This is a genomic window from Mycobacterium sp. E1386 (genome assembly GCF_001672745.1).
Classification (GTDB): domain Bacteria; phylum Actinomycetota; class Actinomycetes; order Mycobacteriales; family Mycobacteriaceae; genus Mycobacterium.
Genome location: NZ_LZKH01000099.1, coordinates 25,771 through 45,873, shown reverse-complemented (window position 1 = coordinate 45,873; position 20,103 = coordinate 25,771). Strand labels below are relative to the sequence as shown.

Genomic DNA, 20,103 nt, shown 5'->3' with positions numbered 1-20,103 from the left:
GGAAACGGCGCGTCATAGCTTGCGCGTACGTCGTCGCTCATCGGTTTGCGGCATCCGCCCTGCACGAACGCGCCGACGTGTAGCTCCGGCGCGGTGGTGATCGCTTCGCGAAATCGCCACCAGACGTCGGGCATCGGCTGCTCCCCGGTCGGCAGACCGGTGTTGGCCACGACCAGCTGGGAGAATCGGTCGGGGTGTTCGGCGGCGAGGCGCAAACCGATCAGCCCGCCCCAGTCCTGGCCGACGAGGGTCACGTCTCGAAGGTCGAGGACATCGAAGGCCACCGCGCGCATCCATTCGACGTGGCGCGCGTAGCTGTGATCCTCGCGGCGGGTGGGTTTGTCCGAGCGACCGAACCCGACCAGATCGGGGCAGATAACCCGGTGTCCGGCGGCGACAAGTACCGGAATCATCTTGCGGTACAGGAAAGACCACGACGGTTCGCCGTGCAGCATGAGGATCGGGTCGGCTCGCTCGGGACCGTCTTGCACCCAGGCGACCCGCAGCGTCCCGCCTTCGCCGTCCGATATTTCGCAATACCTGGGCGCATACGGAAAGTCGGGTACGCGGTCGAACGACTCGTCGGGTGTGCGTAACGTCTGCATGTCAGGTCCCTTCGTGTAACCCTGCCAAATCTGGATGCGCCATCAACCGGTCCAGAAATCCGAGTTGCCCCTTCAGCAGCTTGACGCGCGCCTGCGCCACCGAAAACCAGCCCACCCGATCGACTTCCGGGAACTCGCGCAACTTGCCCGAACCCTTCGGCCATTCCAATTCGAAGGTGTTGCTGCGCGCTTCGGTCACGTCCAGGTCGCCGCAAACGGCGAAGGCGGTGACTACCTTGCCGCCGGACTGTTTGAGCTGGCCGAGGTCCAGCCGTTCCCCGCCCGGCGCCGAAAGCCCGAGTTCTTCGGAGAACTCGCGTCGCGCGGCGGTCCACGGATCGTCGCTCTCGGCGTACTCCCCTTTGGGAATCGACCACGCCCCGTCGTCTTTTCGCGCCCAGAAAGGGCCTCCCGGATGGGCGATCAGGACTTCGACGACGCCGTCGCGGGTCCGGTACAACAGCACGCCCGCACTGAGCTTCGGCATTCCCTCAGGACCCGACCGAGCGTTCCAGGTCCTTGAGCGATGACTCGAGGTGCGCGAGCAGCCGCTGCAGGTGCGGCACGCTGCGCCGACATCCCACCAGACCGAAGTCCAGGTTTCCGGCGTTGTTGGCCAGCGTGATGTTCAGCGCCTGTCCGTCGAGCGCGATGGACAGCGGATAGTTTCCGTCGAGGCGAGCGCCCCCGTAGTAGATCGGCTGGGTGGGCCCCGGCACGTTCGAAATGATGATGTTGAACGGCGGCGACGTCGACGCCACCCAACCGGGGACCGCCGCCAAAGCGAGCGCTGACGTATTGGCGGCGGACAGCGCCAGCGCTTGGAAACGAGGCAACTGCGAGAACACCTTCTTGTTGCTGCGCATCGAATCGCTGATGGTCTGCAATCGCTGTGCGGGATCGTCGGTATCGGTGGCGAGGTTGCACAGGATGGCGCCGACGAGGTTGCCCCCGGCGTCGGCCTCCTCCTCGGTGCGCAGGCTCACGGGGACCATCGCGATCAGCGGGGTGTCCGGCAACGCGTTCTGCTCGAGCAGGTAGTAGCGCAGGGCGCCCGAGCACATCGCCAGCACGACATCGTTGACGGTCACGCCGGCGGCCTTCTTGACGCTCTTGATGCGGTCCAACGACCATGACTGTGCCGCGCAGCGGCGCGCGCCGCCGATCTTGACGTTCAGCATGGTGCGCGGGGCCCCGAACGGCAGGGTCAGCTGCTGCTCGAACAGCGCCGCGCGGGCCAGCGAGAGCGTCGACGGGGCAAGCGCCGCAAGGGATCCCGCCGCATGCAGCGCCGAAGTCAGGGGGCTCACCGGGTTCCTCTTGCGCTTGCTCTTGGGCAGGCTCCACGGGGCGCGGATCTCGCGATCGTCGGGGTCGGTCGACAACGCGCGCTGCATCAGCTTCTGCGCGGAGACGCCGTCGATCAGTGCGTGGTGGATCTTCGTGTAGACGGCGAACCGGCCGTCCTTGAGTCCCTCGATGATGTGCGTTTCCCACAGCGGGCGATGACGATCGAGCAGGCTGCTGTGCCACCGCGAGGTCAACTCGAGCAGTTCACGGATACGCCCGGGCGAGGGCACCGCCGAGCGCCGGACGTGGTAGTCGATGTCGACATCTTTGTCGTAGGACCAGCCCAGGTTCGCGATTCCGCCGACGAACGTCGCCGGATGCTTGCGGAACGTGGGCTGGAAATCATCCTGCGCCACCAAGCGGTCGTAGAGGTCACGGACGAAGCCGCGGCCGGCGCCCTCCGGCAACTCGAACAACTGCAGACCGCCCACATGCATGGGATGTTCCCGCGACTCTCCCAGCAGAAATATCGCGTCGGTGGGCATCATCAATTCCATCCATCAATTAGACCTCGACGGACGCCGGGGCGAAGGCGCTCTTCGAACATCGCGGTCTTTCGGCCGCGCATAAATGACCAAAGCCCGTAGCCGGCTGGCAGCCGCCGAGTGGCAGCATGGGTTGGTGGCGACGCGATCGTTGACCTGGGATGTGGTGGCCGTTGACAAGCCAGCGGATGTCAACGTGATCATCGGCCAGGCGCATTTCATCAAAACGGTCGAAGACCTGCACGAGACCCTGGCCGGAGTGAGCCCGTCGCTGCGGTTCGGAGTGGCCTTCTGCGAGGCGTCCGGGCCGCGGTTGGTTCGCCGCAGCGGCAACGACGCGGACCTGGTCGAACTGGCAACTCGCGCCGCGCTGGCCATCGCGGCCGGACACAGCTTCGTGATCTTCTTGCGTGAGGGCTTTCCGGTCAATGTCCTCAACCCGGTGAAAGCGGTGCCCGAAGTCTGCGGGATCTACTGCGCCACAGCCAATTCAGTGGAAGTCATTGTTGCGGTGTCCCCGCACGGTCGCGGCATCGTGGGCGTCATCGACGGACAGACTCCCCTCGGAGTGGAAGGCGACAGCGACGCGGCCGAACGCCACGACTTGCTGCGCGCCATCGGTTACAAGCTCTGAGTCAGTCGGCCGCGAGTGACCACGCTGACGTCGCGATGAGGTCACCGCGGTCCAAACCGGCGGCGCGATGTTCGTGCACTGCCGCGTACTCGGCGGTGGTCACCATGTCGATGAACGCCTGCGGCGTCGGGTACTCGACGATGAGAATGGCGTCCCACCAAGGCTTTTCGCCATCGCCGATGACGAAGGCCGGCGCGGTTCCCGCGTAGCGGACGGTGGCACCCACCCGCTGCAGGTGCGGTGCGACCTCCTGCCCGTAGCGCTGGTAGGACTCCAGACCACCCGGCGTCTTGAACTTCAACAAGTTGACCATCACCACCGGTGCGTCGGCCGGCCGGGTGGCCAGGGCCGTGAACTGCTCGCGGGTGGGCTCCAAGGAACTGCTCATGTTGACGATTAGAGCAGATCGGTGATGGTCTTCAGGCCCGCTTCGTACAGCACGCCGGGCAGCATGCCCCCGTCGTGCTCGATGGTGGTGCCGTTGACGAAGTCGGCCTCGCCGCCGGCCAGGAACACGCAGACCCTGCCCACCTCCGCGGGATCACCCGCACGCCGCAGCGGGACGGCGGCGAAATACTTCGCGCCGGTTGGGTCGTCCTTGGGCAGCACGAACGATCGGAAGTTCTCGGTCATCGTCGGTCCCAGCGCGATGCAATTGACCCGCACCTTGGGTCCCCACTCCTCGGCCAGCGAGCGGGTGAGATGGTTGAGCCCGCTCTTGGCCGCGCCGTAGGAAACCAACGTCGGCGACCCCGCCGGATGCCCGGCGCCGCTGGAGATGTTGATGATGCAGCCCACGCCCTCTTGGGTGCGCATCTGCCGGTAGGCGCGGATGGCGAACCAGAGCGGGCTGATCAGGTTCATCTGCACCGCGTACGCGTGGAACAGCGCCGTTCGCTCGTACTCGTCGTCGCTGGCCGGCGCCCCCTGGATGCGTTGCACCAACTCGGGAATGCTGTCGACGTGCGGCGCCGGCACGGTCCCGCCGGCGTTGTTCACCAGAATGTCGATCCGGCCGTGCTCGGCGACGACCTCGGCAACGAAGGAGTCGATCGCGCGGTAGTCCCCTTGGTCACAAACCTTCTGGAAGGCCCTTGCGGCCCAGTCGGTTTCGCAACCGGGGATGGCGTCCAGCGGTGAACGCGAACAGCCGATGACGGTGGCGCCGGCACGGAGCAATTCGTGGGCGATGCCGACGCCCACGCCGCGGCTCGTTCCGGTGACGATCGCGACCTTGCCGTCGAGGATGCTCATGACAGGCCTTCCCACTCCAGTCGGATGTTGACAGTCACTGTCAACCGGTCATACTGTGCCAGTCCGGTCGTGGGCGTGTAAAGCATGCAATTCGGAGGTCAGCAGATGAGTAGTCCGTCCAAGCTTCGTGTCATTCAGTGGGCGACCGGAGGCGTCGGCAAGGCGGCCATCGCGTGCGTCCTGAACCATCCACGGCTGGAGCTGGCGGGCTGCTGGGTGCACAGCGCCGACAAGAACGGGGTCGACGTAGGGCGAATCCTCGGAATTCAGGACCTCGGTGTCACGGCCACTTCCAGCATCGACGAGATCCTGGCGCTGGACGCCGACTGCGTCATGTACAGCCCGCTGATTCCCGACGACGAAGAGGTGATCGCGATCCTGCGATCCGGCAAGAACGTCGTCACCCCGGTCGGCTGGGTGTACCCCGATCCGGGTAACCCCAGGCACCAGGCCGTCGCGGACGCCGCGGTGGAAGGTGGCGTAACTCTGCACGGTTCCGGGATCCACCCCGGCGGCATCACCGAACGATTCCCGCTCATGCTGTCGTCCCTCTCGTCGGCGGTCACCCACATCCGGGCCGAGGAATTCTCCGACATCCGCACCTACAACGCCCCGGACGTCGTGCGCCACATCATGGGCTTCGGCGGCACCCCCGAGGAAGCAATGCAAGGGCCCATGGCCGGCCTGCTCGACGCCGGCTTCAAGCAGTCGGTGCGAATGATCGCAGACCACATGGGGTTTCGTATCGAACCGAACATCAGGACCATTCAGGACGTCGCCGTCGCGACCGCCGACATCGACTATGCGCCGTTTCCGATCACCACCGGAACCGTGGCCGCGCGCCGGTTCCGTTGGCAGGCCCTGGTCGACGGCGAGCCGGTCATCACCGCGGCGGTCAACTGGCTGATGGGTGAGGAGAACTTGGAGCCGGCCTGGAATTTCGGCGGCAAGGGTGAACGCTTCGAGGTCGAGATCACCGGTGACCCCACCGTGAGCCTCACCTTCAAGGGTCTACAGCCCGAGACGATCGCCGAAGGGCTGGTGAAGAATCCGGGCGTGGTGGCCACGGCCAATCACTGCGTCAACGCCATTCCCGACGTCTGCGCCGCCGAGCCCGGCATCAAGACTTACCTCGACCTGCCCATGTTCGCGGGCCGCCCGGCACCCGCGCTCGCCTCCTCATGACCTACAGCCATCCCTCCTCGCTGCGCGACCACGTCGCGATCGTCACCGGCGCCGCCCAGGGCGTGGGCAAGGGCACCGCGGCCGCGCTGCTGGAACGCGGGGCGGCGGTGCTGCTGGTCGACATCCAAGAGGAGTTGCTGGGCAAGACAACCGACGAGCTGTCATCGTTGGGACGCGTCGAGAAGCTGACCGCCGACTTGCGCGACCCGGACAGCGCCCGACGGATTGTGACGGCCGCGGTCAACGCCTTCGGCACGGTGCACGGCCTGGTCAACAATGCGATCGCCACCAACGAACCCAAGGCGTTCGTCGATATCACCACCGAGGACTTCGCGCTCGGTCACGACGTCGGCCCGCGGGCGACGTTCCTGCTCATGCAGGCCGTTCATCCCGTTATGGTCGAGGCGGGCGGCGGGTCGATCGTCAATCTCGGATCCGGGACGGGCACCGGCGGCGAACCAAAATGGGGCGGATATGCCGCCGCCAAGGAGGCCATCCGGGGCTTGTCGAAGGTCGCCGCTCTGGAGTGGGGACGCGACAACATCCGGGTCAACGTCATCTGCCCGTTCGCCGAATCGGACGGGGTCAAATTCTGGAAGTCGTTTGCGCCCAAGGAGTACGAGAAAGCCGTGGGACGCGTGCCGATGAAGCGGATCGGGGATGTCCGAACCGACGTGGGCGCGCTGGTCGCCTTCCTGCTGGGCAGCGACGCGACATTCATCACCGGCCAGACCATTCACGTCGACGGCGGAATCGGCTGCTTCCGGTGACATTGCCCAGAGGAGAGTCGCTGCGCGATCGGCAGCGCGCGCAGATCCGGGCCGACATCAGGCGCGCGGCGTTCCGGCTCTTCGTCGAGCGCGGTTACGACGCCGTGACGACGGAAGAAATCGCCGCCGCCGCAGGCGTTTCGCCGCGGACCTTCTTCCGGCACGTGCCGACGAAGGAAGAGCTGCTGCTCGCACCCGTTCGCCATGGCGGCGCGGCGATCGTCAACCTGCTCGAGCAGCGGCCCGCCAGTGAGCCACCCGATGTCGCGCTGATCAACGCCATCATCACGCGGACCCGATCGTTCGAGCAGGCGGACACCGACGAGTGGCGAGAAGCGCTGCTGGTGGCGCCCGACCTGCTGCGTAAGGTGACCGTTCACACGCCCGCCGACAAGGAGCGGGCGGCCAAGCTGATCGCCGAACGCATGGGCGTGAACTCCGATGTCGACCTACGCCCCGGCTTGCTGGTCCAACTCGCCTTCGCCGCAGCCGATTTCGGCTTCCAGCAATGGGTACGCCAGTCCGGTCGCCCGTGGCCGCTGGATCGCTACGTCACCGAAGCGCTCGAAGCGGTCAAGAGCCCGCACTGGAAACGGAGACGCACCTGATCAACCCCGAAACGCCTCAGGGTTCGCGATCCGGATGGGGGCCCCGTCCAACCAGGCGGCCACCGCCTCCACGGTGTCGGAGTAGAAGGCACCGAGCATCTCACGAGTGACGTACCCCAGGTGTGGAGACAGCGTCACATTCGGCAGCAGCCTCAATCGGTGATCGGACGGCAGCGGTTCGACGTCATAGACATCCAGCCCCGCGCCGGCAATCCGCCCGGTTTCGAGGGCGGCGATCATCGCGGCCTCGTCGACGATCGGGCCCCGCGACGTGTTGATCAAGTATGCCTGCGGCTTCATCAGGGCCAGCTCGGCTTCACCCACCAGACCACGGGTGCGTTCCGACAGGACGACGTGGATGGAGACCACGTCGGACTCCTCGAACAGCGTCTTCTTCTCGACCCGGCGCGCGCCGGCCGCCGCGGCGGCGTCGGCGGTGAGGTTCTGGCTCCACGCGATGACCTCCATGCCAAAGACTTTCGCGTATTCGGCCATCCGCTTGCCCACTCGGCCGAGGCCCAGCAAGCCGAGCGTCTTGCCGGACAGCGTGAGACCCGTCGTCACCTGCCAGCCGCCGCCTCGCATCCGCCGGTGTTCCTCGGCCAGGTTGCGTACCGTGGCGATCAGCAATCCCCAGGCGAATTCGGGGGTGGCGTCGTGCACGGATCGGAATCGCGGATGGGCGAAGTCGGTATGGGCGACGAGGATGCCCCGCTCTGTCGCCGCACCCAGGTCCAGGTTGGGCAGGCTTCTTCCGACGATCGTGATCAGTCTCAGGTTCGGAAGCCGCGCGAGCAGCGTTCGTGGTAGCGCCATCCGTTCGCGCAGGGTGCAGATCACATCGAACGGCCGCAGCTCTTCCGCCGCCTCGTCCTCGGACAGGTGCCGGTCGAAAACTGTGATGCGGGACCGGTTTTGCACCGGTGACCAGTCCGCAAGCCGCAGGGCCGCGCCGGCGTAATCGTCCAGGATCGCCACCTGGGGCGTGAGGTCACCCATCTCCCCATTGAAGCACCCGACCCTTGGTCTGGTGATGCGTCGGCTCGACCTGATCCTGATCGCGGCGATATGGACGATCGGTGGCGCACTGACGGCCTTCAACCCGCCACCACTCGACTTTCGCACAGCGGCAGCGCGGAGGAGTTTCGAGCGTGGTCGGACTCGGCCTTGCCGCCGGGCTCGGCGCTAGATCGCGTACTCGCGTGGCCGGTGTTGCACGGATATCCAGTGCTCAGTGGTGAATTCGTCGATAGCCCACCGGCCGCCGAACCGGCCGACGCCCGAGGCCTTTTCACCGCCGAAGGCCGTGTTGGCGTCGTCGTTGACCGGTGAATCGTTGACGTGGGTCATTCCCGCGTCGATGCGCCGGGCGAAGCGGACGGCACGCTCCAGGTCGCCGCTGAACACTGCCGAGGACAGGCCGTACCGGGTGTCGTTGGCCAGGCGCAGGGCATCGGACTCGTCGTCGGCACGGATGATGGTCATCACGGGACCGAACACCTCTTCTCGCGCGGTGGCGACGTCGTTGCCGGCAGCGAGGACGTGCGGCGGCAGGGCGAGCCCGGTGGGGCCGAAGGGGTCACCACCACACAGCAATTCGGCGCCGTCGTTGGCGGCCCGCTTGAGTTTGTCCTGAATGGATTCCAGCTGTGACTCGTTGATGATCGGTCCCAATTGGGTCGAGGGGTCGGACGGGTCGCCGACGCGCAATGTTTTCGCTCGTGCCACAAAGCGATCGACGAACTGGTCGTAGATGCTTGCATCGGCGATGATGCGGTTGGCGATCATGCAGATCTGTCCCTGATGGAAGAATGATCCGAAGATCGACGCGTCAATCGCCCAGTCGAGGTCGGCATCATCGAGGATCACGACCGGCCCGTTGCCGCCGAGCTCCAGCGCCGTGCGCTTGAGGGCCGCCTTCTCGGCGATCCCCCGACCCACCTTGGTGGAGCCGGTGAACGAAACCACCTTGGGAATGGGATGTTCCACGATCGCGTCGCCGATTTCGGAGCCAGAGCCGACCATCACCGACAGCAACCCCGGTGGCAGCCCTGCCTCCTGAAAGATCCGGGCCAGCAGCAGCCCCCCGGTGACAGGAGTGTCGCCGGCGGGCTTGAGCACCACCGCATTTCCCACCGCCAAGGCGGGCGCGACCGAGCGGTTCGACAGCTGCATGGGAAAGTTCCACGGCGAGATGACGGCGACCACGCCGACGGCCTCGCGGTAGACACGGCTTTCCTTGCCGGGGATGTCGGACGGCATGATCTTGCCTTCGACGTGGTGCGGCATCGCCGCAGCCTCCCACAGCACGGATCGCGCGAGGCCCCACTCTAATTCGGCTTTCGCCACGGTGCCGCCCGTCTCGTGGATCAGCCAGTCGGTGATCTCGTCTTTGCGTCGCGTCATCACCTCGGCGGCCGACCGCATGACGCCGGCGCGCTCCACCGGTGGCTGGGCCGCCCACTTCGGCTGCGCTTGCTCCGCGGCGTCGTATGCCTCATTGAGGTCGTCGGCGTTGGCCTGGGGAATTTCGACCAGCGTTTGCCCGCTCCAGGGGTCGGTGTCCGGGCGGCTCTTGCCCGCCGATCCGGCTCGCCAGCGGGCACCGATCGGCATGGTGTTGAACGGTGCGTAGCGGCCGGTCATGGCGCCACGGCGACCTTGACGTGCGGCCCCTCTTGCTGCTCGCGCCAGGCCGTCGGCGCCTCCTCCAGTGGGTAGCGGCGGGTGTCGACCCGAATCCGGCCCTCCGCCGCATGTTTGGTGATCTCCGCGTACCCCGCGCGCAATGTGTCGGGCGCCATCGCGTCGTTGAGATGGCCGACGTGGGTGCGGCCCGTCAACGATCGGAACGGCACCTCGGCCGTCGGTCCGGCGCCCTCACCGATGGTGATCAGCGTCGCGCCGTTGGCGGTGGCGTCCAATGCGGCGAGGAAGGGCTTGCCGTAAACGAGATCGATGACGACGTCGTAGCCGTCACCGGCCGCTTTTCGGAGCGCGTCTGCGTCGTCGTCGCCACCCAGCTGCACCGTGGCGTCAGCGCCCAACTCTCGCGCCGTCTCGAGCGCGTCGGGGTTGCGGCCCGCGCCCACGACCCGCCCCGCGCCGAGGAGTCTGGCCACTTGCACGGCGATGCGGCCAACCACTCCGGTCGCGCCGAGGACCAGGACTGTCTCTCCGTGTGACACGTCGGCATGCCGCGTCAGCGGCAACCATGCGGCCAAACCGGCTATGCCGCAAGCGACCGCGACGTCGTCATCGAGTCCGTCGGGAACGGGGAAGGTTTTCGCCGGATCGATGCGGCAGCGCTGCGCCCATGACCCGAACGGGTCCGGGGGCGCGTTGAAGTACACCCGTCGACCGTCCAGCATGCCGATACCCTCCCGGCCGACCACCGACGGTATGGTCGGCCGGCCCATTTTTCCGGAGGCCAACAGCAGGTCCACCGGATTGCAGCCGGCCAGAACGACTTCCACGATGTCGTTGTGGGTGTCACCTTGCGGCTCATCGAAGTCGCGAACCTTCGGGGTCTCGCCCGCCGCCTCCAATACCGCCGCAAGCATGGGTCGCCTCCCGTTCGTTGTGAGTCCGTAGTGCGCTCAGGGAGGGTTACCGCGGACGGCCGCTCGAAACGGCGCATCGAACATCGATCGCCAAACGTGCCATTCGGCGAAAAATGGGCACGTTGTACTCATGAGTGTTGTAGTCATCGGCCAGATCGCGCGCGACCTGGTGCTCCGTACCGACGGGCCGCCGACAGTTGGTGGGTCGACCGCGATCGTGCAGCGCAACGAGTTGCTCGGCGGAAAAGGCGCCAATCAGGCGGTCGGTCTGGCTCAGCTCGGTGTGCCGGTCGCGCTCATCGGCGTGGTCGGTGACGATCACGCCGGGACGGCGGTGCTGCGGCAGGCTCAGCGGGACGGCATCGACGTCGGCGGTGTCGTCCGCCGCGGGACGACGGCGCTCTTGATCGACATCGTGGGGCGACCACCGGAGCGAATGCTACTGGAAGAGGTGCCGGAGACCTCGCTGGTTCGGGTGGCGGACCTGGGCCACTCGGCCGCTTTCTGGGACGGCGCCGACACCGTCTCGATTCAGTTGCAGCAACCGCCGGTCACCGCGCTGGAGGCGGCTCAGCGTGCACGGGAACGCGGACTGCGCGTGGTGGCGGATGGCGCGCCCGCTCCGCATATCCGGGCCGAACTGCTTGCGTCGTTGGACGTGATGCGGGCCGACGCCACGGAGGCCGCGCTGATCGCGGGCGAGGAGGTCGCCACCGTCGAGCAGGCGTATGCACTAGCCGACAACCTGCTTACGGCCGGCCCTGAACTGGTCGCCCTGGCGGTGCCCGGTGTCGGTGACCTGGTGGCGTGGAAAGGCGGCAGTGAGCTGTTCGAATTCGCGGACGTGGACGTGGTGGATCCCACCGGCGCCGGCGACGCCTTCGTGGCCGGGCTCATCTCCGCCCTGCGCGACGGCGCCTCACCATTCCAAGCGGGTAGGCGCGCGTCAACGGCCGCCAGCGCCACGGTGCAGCGCCTCGGCGGGCGGCCGGACCTGAGCGGGCTCGGCGGGTGATCGCGACGGCTCAGCCGCCGCCGCCACCCGCGCCTCCGCCTCCCCCACCGGCACCCCCGGCGGCGCCGCCACCACCCGTGCCGGTGGTGCCGCTGCCACCGTAGGTTCCTCCAGGAGCGGGCGGTGGGGGCGGCGGTGGCGCCTGGCTGGACGACGTGGGCACCGGCGCCGCGGGAGGATTGCTTGCCAATGCGCTTGCGCCGGCACCGCCGCCGAAGGCGACCGCCAAACCGAGTGCGGCGGTGCCACCGGCGAGCGCCAGCGTCTTCTTAGCTCCAAACTTCATGACCGGCCGCATACCCGATATCGGCTTGCACAATCACGGGTTTGGCGACTCAGCCGAACGCGGGCAGGACCTTGTCGGTGAGCAACTGAACGGACTTCCACGCTTCGTCGACAGGCATGCCGCCAACCAGTGGGTGCATCACGAGCGGGCCGTAGTTGTCGGCGTCGCGCACCTCCGCGATCAGCTCGTCGGGAGTCAGGAAGCGATAGCGACCCGACGCCTTGACCTCGTCCAGCGTCTGCACGCCGGGCAAATGCATCAGCGACCGTTGATCGGTTGACCATCCCCCGTAAGTAACCGCCTCCCAGAGGATGTGGTCGCCGAGTTCCGCCCAGGCCCGGTCGGGGTCCTCGTGCAGGAAGATCATTCCGCGGTTAACGGGCCCCGGCATGAGAATGAGCGGCGTCATGCCGGCCTCGGCACAAAGCTCGCGGTAGTAGGCGGCGATGTCGGGCAGGTGGTCGGCCAGGCTGAGGGGCAACCTAAATCGCGCCGCGCGTCGCGCCGTGGCACGGGCGCCACCCCCGACGTACAGCGGCGGATGCGGACGGGTCCAGGTGCCGGTGCAGATTCCCTCGTCGGCGCCGGTGCCGGACCATACCGACAGCATCCGCTCGAGCAGGCCATCCATCAGAGCGCCCCGCCGCGCGAAATCGGCTCCCATGGCGGCATATTCGGCTGTGCGGTAGCCGAGGCCGACAGTGGTGTGCAGCCGGCCCCGGCTCATGTTGTCGACGAGCGCGATGTCCTCGGCGAGCCGCACCGGATTCCACAACGGGCCGAGCGCACAGTCCACGCTGGCGATCAGCGTGGACGTCCGGGCTAAGAACATTGCCGCCGCCATGATGGGATTGCAGCTCCAGCCGTGTCCGGTCGCGTGGTGCTCGTCGACACTGATGGAGGTGATGCCGTGCGTCTCGCCCCACTGCGCCAGTTCGAGGGCGGCCGACAACAGCCGGCTCTGCGTGCGTGGTTCGCCGTGCGGGGAGGCGAAGTTGAAGCGCAGTACCGTCAGCAACACGTCATGCCTCGTCGGGGGCTGCCATCGACCGCAGGAACGCGGGAAAGTCGGGAAACAGCGCGCGGTCGACGATCTCGATGCGGGCGCCGAAAGCGTCCGTGTAGTAGGCGAATAGCCCGAGATCGGAACCGGGAACGTCCGCCGTCATCTCGAGCGTGAAGCCGTTGGCCTCCAGCGCGCGCGCACTGTCGGCCAGGTCGTCGCTGAAATAGCCGAGGTGGTGAACCGCGTTGCCCGGCGCGGCCGTCCACGGACTCCCAGGTACCTCCTGTACGAGTTCGACGTGCGGACTCTGCATGGAGTAGACGATCGTCGAGGTCAATTCGCGGACACCCGTCGGGGTGCGGAACGGTAGGGTATAGCTCATCGGGGTGATCCACCGGTAGCCGGCCAGAGCGCTGAGTCGGCCCATGGCCGCATCGAGGTCGGGCACGATGATGCCGGTATGGTAGAAGTCCTCGGGCCGCAACGCAATTGACATGTCTTTCCTCGTGTCTCAGACGCAGTCCGACGCCGCGTCGACGACGAAAACTGCGCCGCTGGTGTAGCTACTCTGCTCGGTACAAAGGAAGGCGATGGTCGGGGCGATCTCCCCGACGGTGCCGAACCGGCGCAGCGGGATATGCGCCAGCTCCGAGTCCACCAATTCGGCCGAGCCCTGCATGGGCGCGGTCATCGGAGTGTCGATCGCCCCCGGCGCCACAGCGTTCACCCGGATCCCCTTACCGGCCCATTTGACGGCGAGGTTCCTTGTGATGCAAACGATCCCCGCCTTCGCCGCGCCGTATCCGGGTACCAGAGGAACGGCCCGCAGCGCGGACATCGACGCCAGGTTCACCACGCTGGCGCCGCCCGCGGCCGTCGACACCTTCAGGGCACGGTAGAGCCCGACCGTCAAGCGGTACGGCCCGGTGAGGTTCAGCGCCACCGACGCGTCGAACCCGTCGGGCTTGGATTCATCAAGGCCGCCAGGGAAATTGGCGCCCGCGTTGTTGATCAGTACGTCGAGCCGGTCGAACTTGTCCACCAGGGCGTCAACCGAACGCGGGTCGCTGATCTGGAGCTGGTGATAATCCATGCCGGACAGGTCGACGTCGTAGTCGTCCGACGTCGGTTTGGTCCCGGTGACCGCGACGCGGGCGCCGGCGTCGCGGAACAACACCGCGGTGGCGTGTCCGATCCCGCTGGTGGCGCCCGTGATCAGAGCGGTGGTTCCGGTGAAGTCGAAGCTGACGCGCGCCGTCATGAGTTCCTCGCTATCTGGTTGCGTAGCCAGGCGGTTTCCCAGAAGTTCGTGCTGGCGGCCAGAAGTTCTTCATGGGCGTCCCGAAGCACGTCCCGAGCGCCGGCATGGTCCGACGGAAGAAGCTCGGCCAGGTGGATGGCCTGTAGCGGGCGGCCGTCGGCGAGGTGTGCGCGCGCCCGCCTGACCAATGCGTCGGCCCCGGCCAGCTCGACCACGTCCGGTGCGACGCTGTCGAACCCGACCGGATAGAGCTCGGTGGTCGACTCGTGGTGAAACCAGCCGGAGTAGTTCTCCCAGACGGCCCGCACGTCCCAGGCCACCTTTCCATAGCCTTGTCCCACTTCGTATTCCGCAGGCAAAGCGATCTCGCGCATCAGGGTCCGGACGTCCTTGCCTGCGTTCATCCCCTCGACGGTCTGATCGTGGACGTACCGGATCGCGTCGCGCAGCCGGGTCAGTTCGGCGTATATCAGCTCGGCCCCCGCTATCGGTTCGAAATGACCGGTCACCAGGAGGTCGGGCCGCAGGTCGCGCACCCGCTCCACGGACGCGATGGTTGTGAGCGCGTCGCGATACCGGTCGCCACGGATGGTGACCAGGTTGGGTATGTGCCCGAACAGCGGGCCGAAGACGTTCCCGCACAGGCAAATCCGCTCGTCCGGCAGCCACACCACCAGCGAATCGGTGGTTTCGCCCCCGGGCACGGAGATCAGCTCCATCCGCCGGCCGCCAACCTCCAGGGCCAAGGTGTCTTCGAAGTCGAGATCGACGACGGGAACGCTCTGGCCGGCGAGCCGGCTACTCCCCAGCCGCCGCTGGATGGCTTGGATGCCGGACGCCAGGGTGTCCTTGAATGCAAAGGCGCTACGGCTGGCGCGATACGGGATGAGGCGTTCGTTGTCGTCGCGCCACAGCGTCCAGTTGGCCTGCGCGATCACGGTGGTGTCGGGGTCGCGCACGCTGTCCAGACCACCGACGTGGTCGACGTGGCCCTGCGTGAAGACGATATAGCGCACCGGCGAGGGGTCGACGGCGTCGAAGTTCGCGCGATGCACGGGGCCCTCGAAACCCATGCCGGTGTTGATGATCACCCGGCCCTCACGCGTGGTGAGCAGGTAGGAATTCGACAGCCCCGGTGAGACCCACAGCCCGGGCGCGATCTCCTCGGCCCGTTCGGCGGCCGCGGGACGCATGGCGTCGGCGCCGGGCCTGCCGCGGTAGACCGGTTCGAAACTCATCGATGTGCCACCTTCCGGCTAGCTCTCGGCATGGACATCGAACCGGTCGAAGTAGAAGTCGAATCGTCCGCGCAGCTCGTCGGCCGTGACGCCGAAGTGCCGCCGCAGGTCATAGTGGATGCGGCCGTGTTTGCCGCGCGGATTGCCGTCCAGATACTGCTGGAAGCGCGCCCGCACCTTCGGTGGCAGTTCAACGCCGCCGCGTTGGTAAAGCTGTTCGAGCACCGGCATTTCGTTGCCGTTCAGCTGGTGGAAGCTGACATCGATGCTGCGTTCGGCCGGGACGAGATCGCGGTCGCGCACGCACGCGCCGAGCAACCGGTGTACCCGATCGCTCCAATAGTCCAGCAGCCAGTCTGGCTCGATGCTCGTGCGGCGCAGCCGATCGGAGTAGGCCATCATCGTGATCGCCGACTGGATCACCGCGACGGGATCGCGGTGGGTGAAAGCCACTGTCGCGTCGGGGAACGTCGCCATGAGCGGGCCGAGCTGCTCGCAGTGTTGCGGGCTTTTCAGAACCCAGGTCCGCGGGCCCCGAAGGAAGGTCAACGCCTGCAGCACTTTCCGCAAATATGCGTAGTGCCGGGTTTGGTCGAGGCCCAGGTAGTAGTCGCGCCAATCCGGCACGCGCGCGTGCCATTCCAGGACGTAGGCCGCCACATCGAGGTCGAGGAGTTCGACCTCTTCCTCGATCGCCTCGGGGAATCGGTCGTGCATGGCGGCGACCACCGGGGCGCTGGCCATCAGCGCGTCGTGCTCGGATTTAGCTCGCGCGTAACGCGGATCGACCCCGGAGATGCCGGGGCCCTGGCCGCGCGCGGGAATCGGTTCCTGGCTCTCCCAGTACGGCAAGGCCCGCCGGCGCGGGTCGGCGGCAATGAGATTCACCAGGTGGGTGGTCCCTGAACGCGGCATCCCGACGACGATGAACGGGCGCTCGATCGGGATTGCCTCGATCTCGGGATACCGCTTGAGAAGCTCGGTCAGGGACAGCCGGTTGCGCAGCAGCCGTACGACGCGTTGCCGCAACGACGCGCGCGTGAGCTGGCGCAGACCCTCGTCGGCTTCGATCGCGGCGACGTGGGCGGCGAGCCGATCACCGAAGCCGTCGACGTCGTCGAGGTCGTCGAGTCCTGCCTCCTCGGCCGCTTCCGCGAGCATCCGGTCGATGTCGAAGTCAACGACTCTGGCCTCGGTGAAGTCAAGGATCTGGCGTTGGACGTCGGTCAACTTGGGCGCGGTCAGGTCGTCGAAGTCGATCTCGTCAACGGCAGAGCCCACCGGATCCTCTTTTCGACGTGTCGTCGAAGAGAAATATGACACAGACGTCGGGCGTCGATCCGCTGTGGTCCTACAGGTTCGCCAAGTCGTCGGGCACGTCGACCTTGTGTTCCTGCAGCACCTCCAGGGGCACCACCTCGAGGGTGCGTTCGTGCGTGGAGGCCAGCACCACGGGTGCCGCGCAGCCGTCTTGGTGCGCCCGAAGCCAGTTCAGCGCCGTGACGCACCAGCGGTCGCCGGGCAACAGGCCCGGGAACCGATATTCGGGCACGGGTGTCTGAAGGTCGTTGCCGATGGAACGCTGGTGCTCCAGGAATTCGGCGGTCATGACCGCACAGATCGTGTGGCGGCCGAGGTCCTCGGGGCCGGTGGAGCAGCAACCGTCACGGTAGTAACCGGTCACGGGTTCTGTGCCGCACGGTTCCAGCGGGCCGCCTAACACGTTTCGATCGGGCACGGGTTCAGTATCGCGCTCTCTGGGGTGAAGTTTGAAGTAACTTTGCCGTCTCCGCCGGGGCAAATTTGTCCGGCTCCTGTACGGGTGGGGGTGGCGTGCGTGCGGGCGCTAGTGACGAACCGATAACAATTCCCACGTCAACCTGGCGCGACGCGCTGAGCAAATCCCGGGGAAATCGCCGGGAAAATTTATCGTCACATCGTGCAACGAAGAATGGCCCTCAAGCTGCCACTTCTGCTGGCAGCAGGCACCGCGCTGGCGCGAGCGCCACGCGCCTCCGCAGAGGAACCGGGCCGGTGGCCCGCCGACCGCGCCAACCGCTGGTATCAGGCGCAAGGCTTCCTCGTCGGATCGAATTACATCACCTCCAACGCCATCAATCAGCTCGAGATGTTTCAGGCCGACACGTATGACCCGCGGCGCATCGACACCGAGCTCGGCTGGGCCAGGTTCTACGGGCACAACACCGCCCGGGTGTTCCTCCACGATCAGCTGTGGGCGCAGGACCAACGCGGCTTCCAGACGCGCCTTGCGCAGTTCGTCGACATCGCCGCGCGCCATCGCATCAAACCGCTGTTCGTCTTCTTCGACTCGTGCTGGGACCCGGCGCCCAGGGCGGGTCGACAACGCGCGCCGAGGCCGGGCGTGCACAATTCCGGCTGGGTGCAGAGCCCGGGCGCCGAACGGCTCGGCGACCCCCGCTACGCCGGCGTAATGCGCGATTACGTCACCGCGGTGTTGACCCAATTCCGCAGCGACGACCGGATTCTGGGCTGGGACTTGTGGAACGAGCCGGACAACCCCGCGCGGCAGTACAAGAGCGCCGAGCGCAGCGACAAGGATCAGCTGGTCGCCAACCTGCTTCCCCAGGTGTTCCGCTGGGCGCGCGCGGTTGACCCCAGCCAGCCGCTCACGAGCGGCGTGTGGCGCGGCGACTGGGGACAACCCCAGGGCCGCAGCGCAATCAGCGACATCCAGCTCGCCAACGCCGACGTCATCACGTTCCATTCCTACGCCGAGCCCGCGGGCTTCGAGTCCCGGATCGGCGAGCTCGCGCCACTGGGGAGGCCGATCCTGTGCACGGAGTACATGGCGCGGCCCCGCGGCAGCACCGTGGAGGGAATCCTCCCGGTGGCCAAGCGCCACAACGTCGGTGCCATCAACTGGGGTCTGGTCGCCGGAAAGACCCAGACCTACTTTCCCTGGGATTCGTGGGACCACCCGTACACCGCGATCCCCAAAGTGTGGTTCCACGACCTCCTCCGGCCCGACGGCCGGCCCTTCCAGGACACCGAAGCGCTGACGACCCGGAAGCTGGCCGGCAGCCAAGCCTGAGCCGTTGGGTTAGGCGAATTTGCCGTTGACCGCCCTTTTTGCGGTAGTAGGGTTGAGCCGCAGAAGGGGGCGGCGGTGACTCTGAATCATCTGAGCGAACCAGAGCTGATCGCCTCGGGCGGGGGCGACCCGTGGGCGATCAACCAGACCGTGCAGGCGGGTCGCCCATTTCAAATCTCACGCCTGGCCGAGGCGTTTTACGCCGCGGGCCGGCACACCGCCGAAGCCGACCATGCCTTCCAGATAGCCCAGAAGCGCTTCGGCGAGTCGTGGAACCATCAGAACGGCGACAACCCGATCAACGACTCCGCCGAAGTTCAGCGATTGACGAAATCCCTTGGCGCGCAATCGGAGCAGCTGCCAAAGATCGGGGCCGACTTGGAGAACATCGCGGCCGCGCTGGCCGACGCGCAGAAGCAGGGTGCCGCCGAGATCGCCAACTTGGACCGTCAGCTGCAGTTTCTCGACAAGCTTTATGGTGCCGCGCAAGCGGATCTGCGGGATCCGAGCCTTCCGCCGAAGGAGGTAGCAAAGCTGCACATGATCATGGACGCAGCCCACGCCGACGCCGTGGATGACGTCCGTGACGCGGTGAAGCAGATGCATTCGATCCGCAACGCCTACTCCGACACGCTGCACAAAGCACTTGGCTCGTTGCACACCGAGGGCTACGACCCACCCGCGAACGTCGACGACACGTTGGAACAGCCGTTACGGGGTGAGGTGAGAGATCTCGGCCCGATCGCCGGGACCGGAGCCGTTCCTGGCATTCCGGGCATCGGGGCGGCGGATCTTGGTGAGATCGTTGAGGTGCCCGGAGAGAACGGGCAACCCACGAAATTCTTTGCCATCTTCGGAGATTCCTTCACGGGTGATAAGGCCTACGACGGCAAGCACTATCCGTCTGTTGCTGTGCCAGTCACCTTCGATGCGCAGGGGCGTCCACACTTCGGCGCGCCGCTGACGGGGGACGACAAGAGCAACAATATCCTGTTCCCCCCGCCGCCTGAAGCAGGGAAAACCAATACTCTGCCTGCCGGGAGCATCCGGATGAGCGACGGCACCACGTACATGATGGTGGCGGGCACCGACAACCTGAACCCCACGGGAGGAACATGGCTCGTCAAAGTCACCGGCGACCCGGGACAAGGTTGGAAACCGATTGACAAGTCTTGGCGTCCTTGGACGCCTAATCTGCCCCATCCGAACGACCCGATTCCCCCGGGCACCCATCCGGGCACAGCCCCTGGGAGCCAACCCACCCAGATCAGCGGGTTTCAGGCTAAAGACGGCAAGGTGTACATCGCCGCAGACTCATTCGACCGCAGCCAAGGCGTCACCATGTACCGTGTCGATCCCGACCAAGTCACCGACCGCAGTAAGTGGCAACCGTGGAACGGCAGTGGTTGGGGTAACGCGGGAGACCCTGCGACGGTGCCAGTCAGCCAGACTCCCTTCGGAGAACTCAGTTTCAGGGAAGTCGACGGCAAGCCCGTACTTTCGGCATTCAACCAGGGCACTGGAAACGTTGAAGTCCGGGTCGCAGATGACCCCACGAAGGTAATGACTGTTGGACCGACAGTTGTTGTACAGCAGAGCGATCCACACGCACCAAACTTCTTGCCACAGAATTACGGCGGCTTCATACTGCCCCAGTCCACACTTAGCAATCTGAATCTTCTGGTAAGTCAGTGGGATACGAACAACAATACTCCGTACAACACTCGAGAATTCCACGTTGATGCAAACCGGTAACCGTTCAATGATAGG

Annotated in this window: 22 protein-coding genes; 7 read left to right on the top strand and 15 right to left on the bottom strand. The window is 66.2% G+C overall.

Annotated elements, in window-relative coordinates:
• The 3 genes from A5709_RS11675 to A5709_RS11665 all read right to left on the bottom strand — a co-directional run.
• Positions 1-605, bottom strand: a 605-nt coding sequence (locus A5709_RS11675) for a haloalkane dehalogenase (RefSeq protein WP_068119986.1), incomplete at its 3' end; no start/stop codon positions are given.
• A 1-nt stretch (position 606) separates the two neighbouring features.
• Entirely contained in the window at positions 607-1,092 is a 486-nt protein-coding gene (locus A5709_RS11670) for an NUDIX domain-containing protein (RefSeq protein WP_068119985.1), read from the bottom strand.
• A gap of 4 nt (positions 1,093-1,096) precedes the next feature.
• Positions 1,097-2,452, bottom strand: a complete 1,356-nt coding sequence (locus tag A5709_RS11665; RefSeq protein WP_068119983.1) for a wax ester/triacylglycerol synthase family O-acyltransferase — start codon at positions 2,450-2,452, stop codon at positions 1,097-1,099.
• 73 nt (positions 2,453-2,525) lie between these two features.
• Here A5709_RS11665 and A5709_RS11660 point away from each other — a divergent pair, with 73 nt between their 5' ends.
• On the top strand, positions 2,526-3,074 hold the full coding sequence (locus A5709_RS11660) for an adenosine-specific kinase (RefSeq protein ID WP_369827311.1): 549 nt from the start codon (positions 2,526-2,528) through the stop codon (positions 3,072-3,074).
• A 1-nt stretch (position 3,075) separates the two neighbouring features.
• On the opposite strand, the gene A5709_RS11655 is transcribed toward A5709_RS11660, so the two are convergent.
• Positions 3,076-3,462, bottom strand: a complete 387-nt coding sequence (locus A5709_RS11655; protein ID WP_068119982.1) for a DUF1330 domain-containing protein — start codon at positions 3,460-3,462, stop codon at positions 3,076-3,078.
• Positions 3,463-3,470: 8 nt separating this feature from the next.
• Positions 3,471-4,328, bottom strand: coding sequence for an SDR family NAD(P)-dependent oxidoreductase (locus A5709_RS11650; RefSeq protein WP_068119980.1), 858 nt, complete (start codon positions 4,326-4,328; stop codon positions 3,471-3,473).
• 105 nt (positions 4,329-4,433) lie between these two features.
• Between A5709_RS11650 and A5709_RS11645 the strand changes: the two genes are divergently transcribed.
• From A5709_RS11645 to A5709_RS11635, 3 genes are read left to right on the top strand one after another with little or no spacing between them, the layout of a single operon-like run.
• Complete coding sequence (locus A5709_RS11645; protein ID WP_068119992.1) at positions 4,434-5,513, top strand: dihydrodipicolinate reductase; 1,080 nt, start codon at positions 4,434-4,436, stop codon at positions 5,511-5,513.
• Complete coding sequence (locus A5709_RS11640) at positions 5,510-6,283, top strand: SDR family NAD(P)-dependent oxidoreductase (protein ID WP_068119978.1); 774 nt, start codon at positions 5,510-5,512, stop codon at positions 6,281-6,283. The genes A5709_RS11645 and A5709_RS11640 overlap by 4 nt, the downstream gene beginning before the upstream one ends.
• A complete protein-coding gene (locus A5709_RS11635) occupies positions 6,280-6,891 on the top strand; it encodes a TetR/AcrR family transcriptional regulator (protein ID WP_068119975.1) in 612 nt (203 codons plus the stop codon). The genes A5709_RS11640 and A5709_RS11635 overlap by 4 nt, the downstream gene beginning before the upstream one ends.
• Here the strand turns inward: A5709_RS11635 and A5709_RS11630 are convergent, their stop codons facing one another.
• The 3 genes from A5709_RS11630 to A5709_RS11620 form a co-directional block, all read right to left on the bottom strand.
• The gene (locus tag A5709_RS11630; protein ID WP_068119974.1) at positions 6,892-7,890 is read right to left on the bottom strand and encodes a D-2-hydroxyacid dehydrogenase family protein; all 999 of its coding nucleotides are present in this window, start codon (positions 7,888-7,890) and stop codon (positions 6,892-6,894) included.
• Between the two features lie 186 nt (positions 7,891-8,076).
• A complete protein-coding gene (locus A5709_RS11625) occupies positions 8,077-9,537 on the bottom strand; it encodes an aldehyde dehydrogenase family protein (protein WP_068119972.1) in 1,461 nt (486 codons plus the stop codon).
• Entirely contained in the window at positions 9,534-10,454 is a 921-nt protein-coding gene (locus A5709_RS11620; protein ID WP_068119970.1) for a zinc-binding alcohol dehydrogenase family protein, read from the bottom strand. Before A5709_RS11620 ends, A5709_RS11625 begins: the two co-directional genes overlap by 4 nt.
• 130 nt (positions 10,455-10,584) lie before the next feature.
• Here A5709_RS11620 and A5709_RS11615 point away from each other — a divergent pair, with 130 nt between their 5' ends.
• Complete coding sequence (locus A5709_RS11615) at positions 10,585-11,469, top strand: ribokinase (RefSeq protein WP_068119968.1); 885 nt, start codon at positions 10,585-10,587, stop codon at positions 11,467-11,469.
• A gap of 10 nt (positions 11,470-11,479) precedes the next feature.
• Here the strand turns inward: A5709_RS11615 and A5709_RS28010 are convergent, their stop codons facing one another.
• The 7 genes from A5709_RS28010 to A5709_RS11585 all read right to left on the bottom strand — a co-directional run bounded on the left by A5709_RS28010 (position 11,480) and on the right by A5709_RS11585 (position 16,998).
• Positions 11,480-11,755, bottom strand: coding sequence for a hypothetical protein (locus tag A5709_RS28010; RefSeq protein ID WP_156768017.1), 276 nt, complete (start codon positions 11,753-11,755; stop codon positions 11,480-11,482).
• 49 nt (positions 11,756-11,804) lie between these two features.
• Complete coding sequence (locus A5709_RS11610; protein WP_068119966.1) at positions 11,805-12,776, bottom strand: LLM class flavin-dependent oxidoreductase; 972 nt, start codon at positions 12,774-12,776, stop codon at positions 11,805-11,807.
• Between the two features lies 1 nt (position 12,777).
• Positions 12,778-13,257 carry a VOC family protein gene (locus A5709_RS11605; protein WP_068119964.1) on the bottom strand — a complete coding sequence of 160 codons (480 nt, stop codon included), beginning with the start codon at positions 13,255-13,257 and terminating at the stop codon, positions 12,778-12,780.
• A 15-nt stretch (positions 13,258-13,272) separates the two neighbouring features.
• Positions 13,273-14,022 carry an SDR family NAD(P)-dependent oxidoreductase gene (locus A5709_RS11600; protein ID WP_068119963.1) on the bottom strand — a complete coding sequence of 250 codons (750 nt, stop codon included), beginning with the start codon at positions 14,020-14,022 and terminating at the stop codon, positions 13,273-13,275.
• On the bottom strand, positions 14,019-15,260 hold the full coding sequence (locus A5709_RS11595; protein ID WP_068007507.1) for an MBL fold metallo-hydrolase: 1,242 nt from the start codon (positions 15,258-15,260) through the stop codon (positions 14,019-14,021). Before A5709_RS11595 ends, A5709_RS11600 begins: the two co-directional genes overlap by 4 nt.
• A gap of 18 nt (positions 15,261-15,278) precedes the next feature.
• Positions 15,279-16,541, bottom strand: a complete 1,263-nt coding sequence (locus A5709_RS11590) for a sulfotransferase (RefSeq protein ID WP_068119961.1) — start codon at positions 16,539-16,541, stop codon at positions 15,279-15,281.
• Between the two features lie 70 nt (positions 16,542-16,611).
• Positions 16,612-16,998: a DUF2237 family protein gene (locus A5709_RS11585; RefSeq protein WP_067943329.1), complete on the bottom strand. Its 387-nt coding sequence runs from the start codon at positions 16,996-16,998 to the stop codon at positions 16,612-16,614.
• A 201-nt stretch (positions 16,999-17,199) separates the two neighbouring features.
• Between A5709_RS11585 and A5709_RS11580 the strand changes: the two genes are divergently transcribed.
• Entirely contained in the window at positions 17,200-18,333 is a 1,134-nt protein-coding gene (locus A5709_RS11580) for a 1,4-beta-xylanase (RefSeq protein ID WP_067943328.1), read from the top strand.
• Positions 18,334-18,408: 75 nt separating this feature from the next.
• Positions 18,409-20,088: a DUF4185 domain-containing protein gene (locus A5709_RS11575; RefSeq protein ID WP_068119959.1), complete on the top strand. Its 1,680-nt coding sequence runs from the start codon at positions 18,409-18,411 to the stop codon at positions 20,086-20,088.
• Positions 20,089-20,103 lie beyond the last annotated feature (15 nt).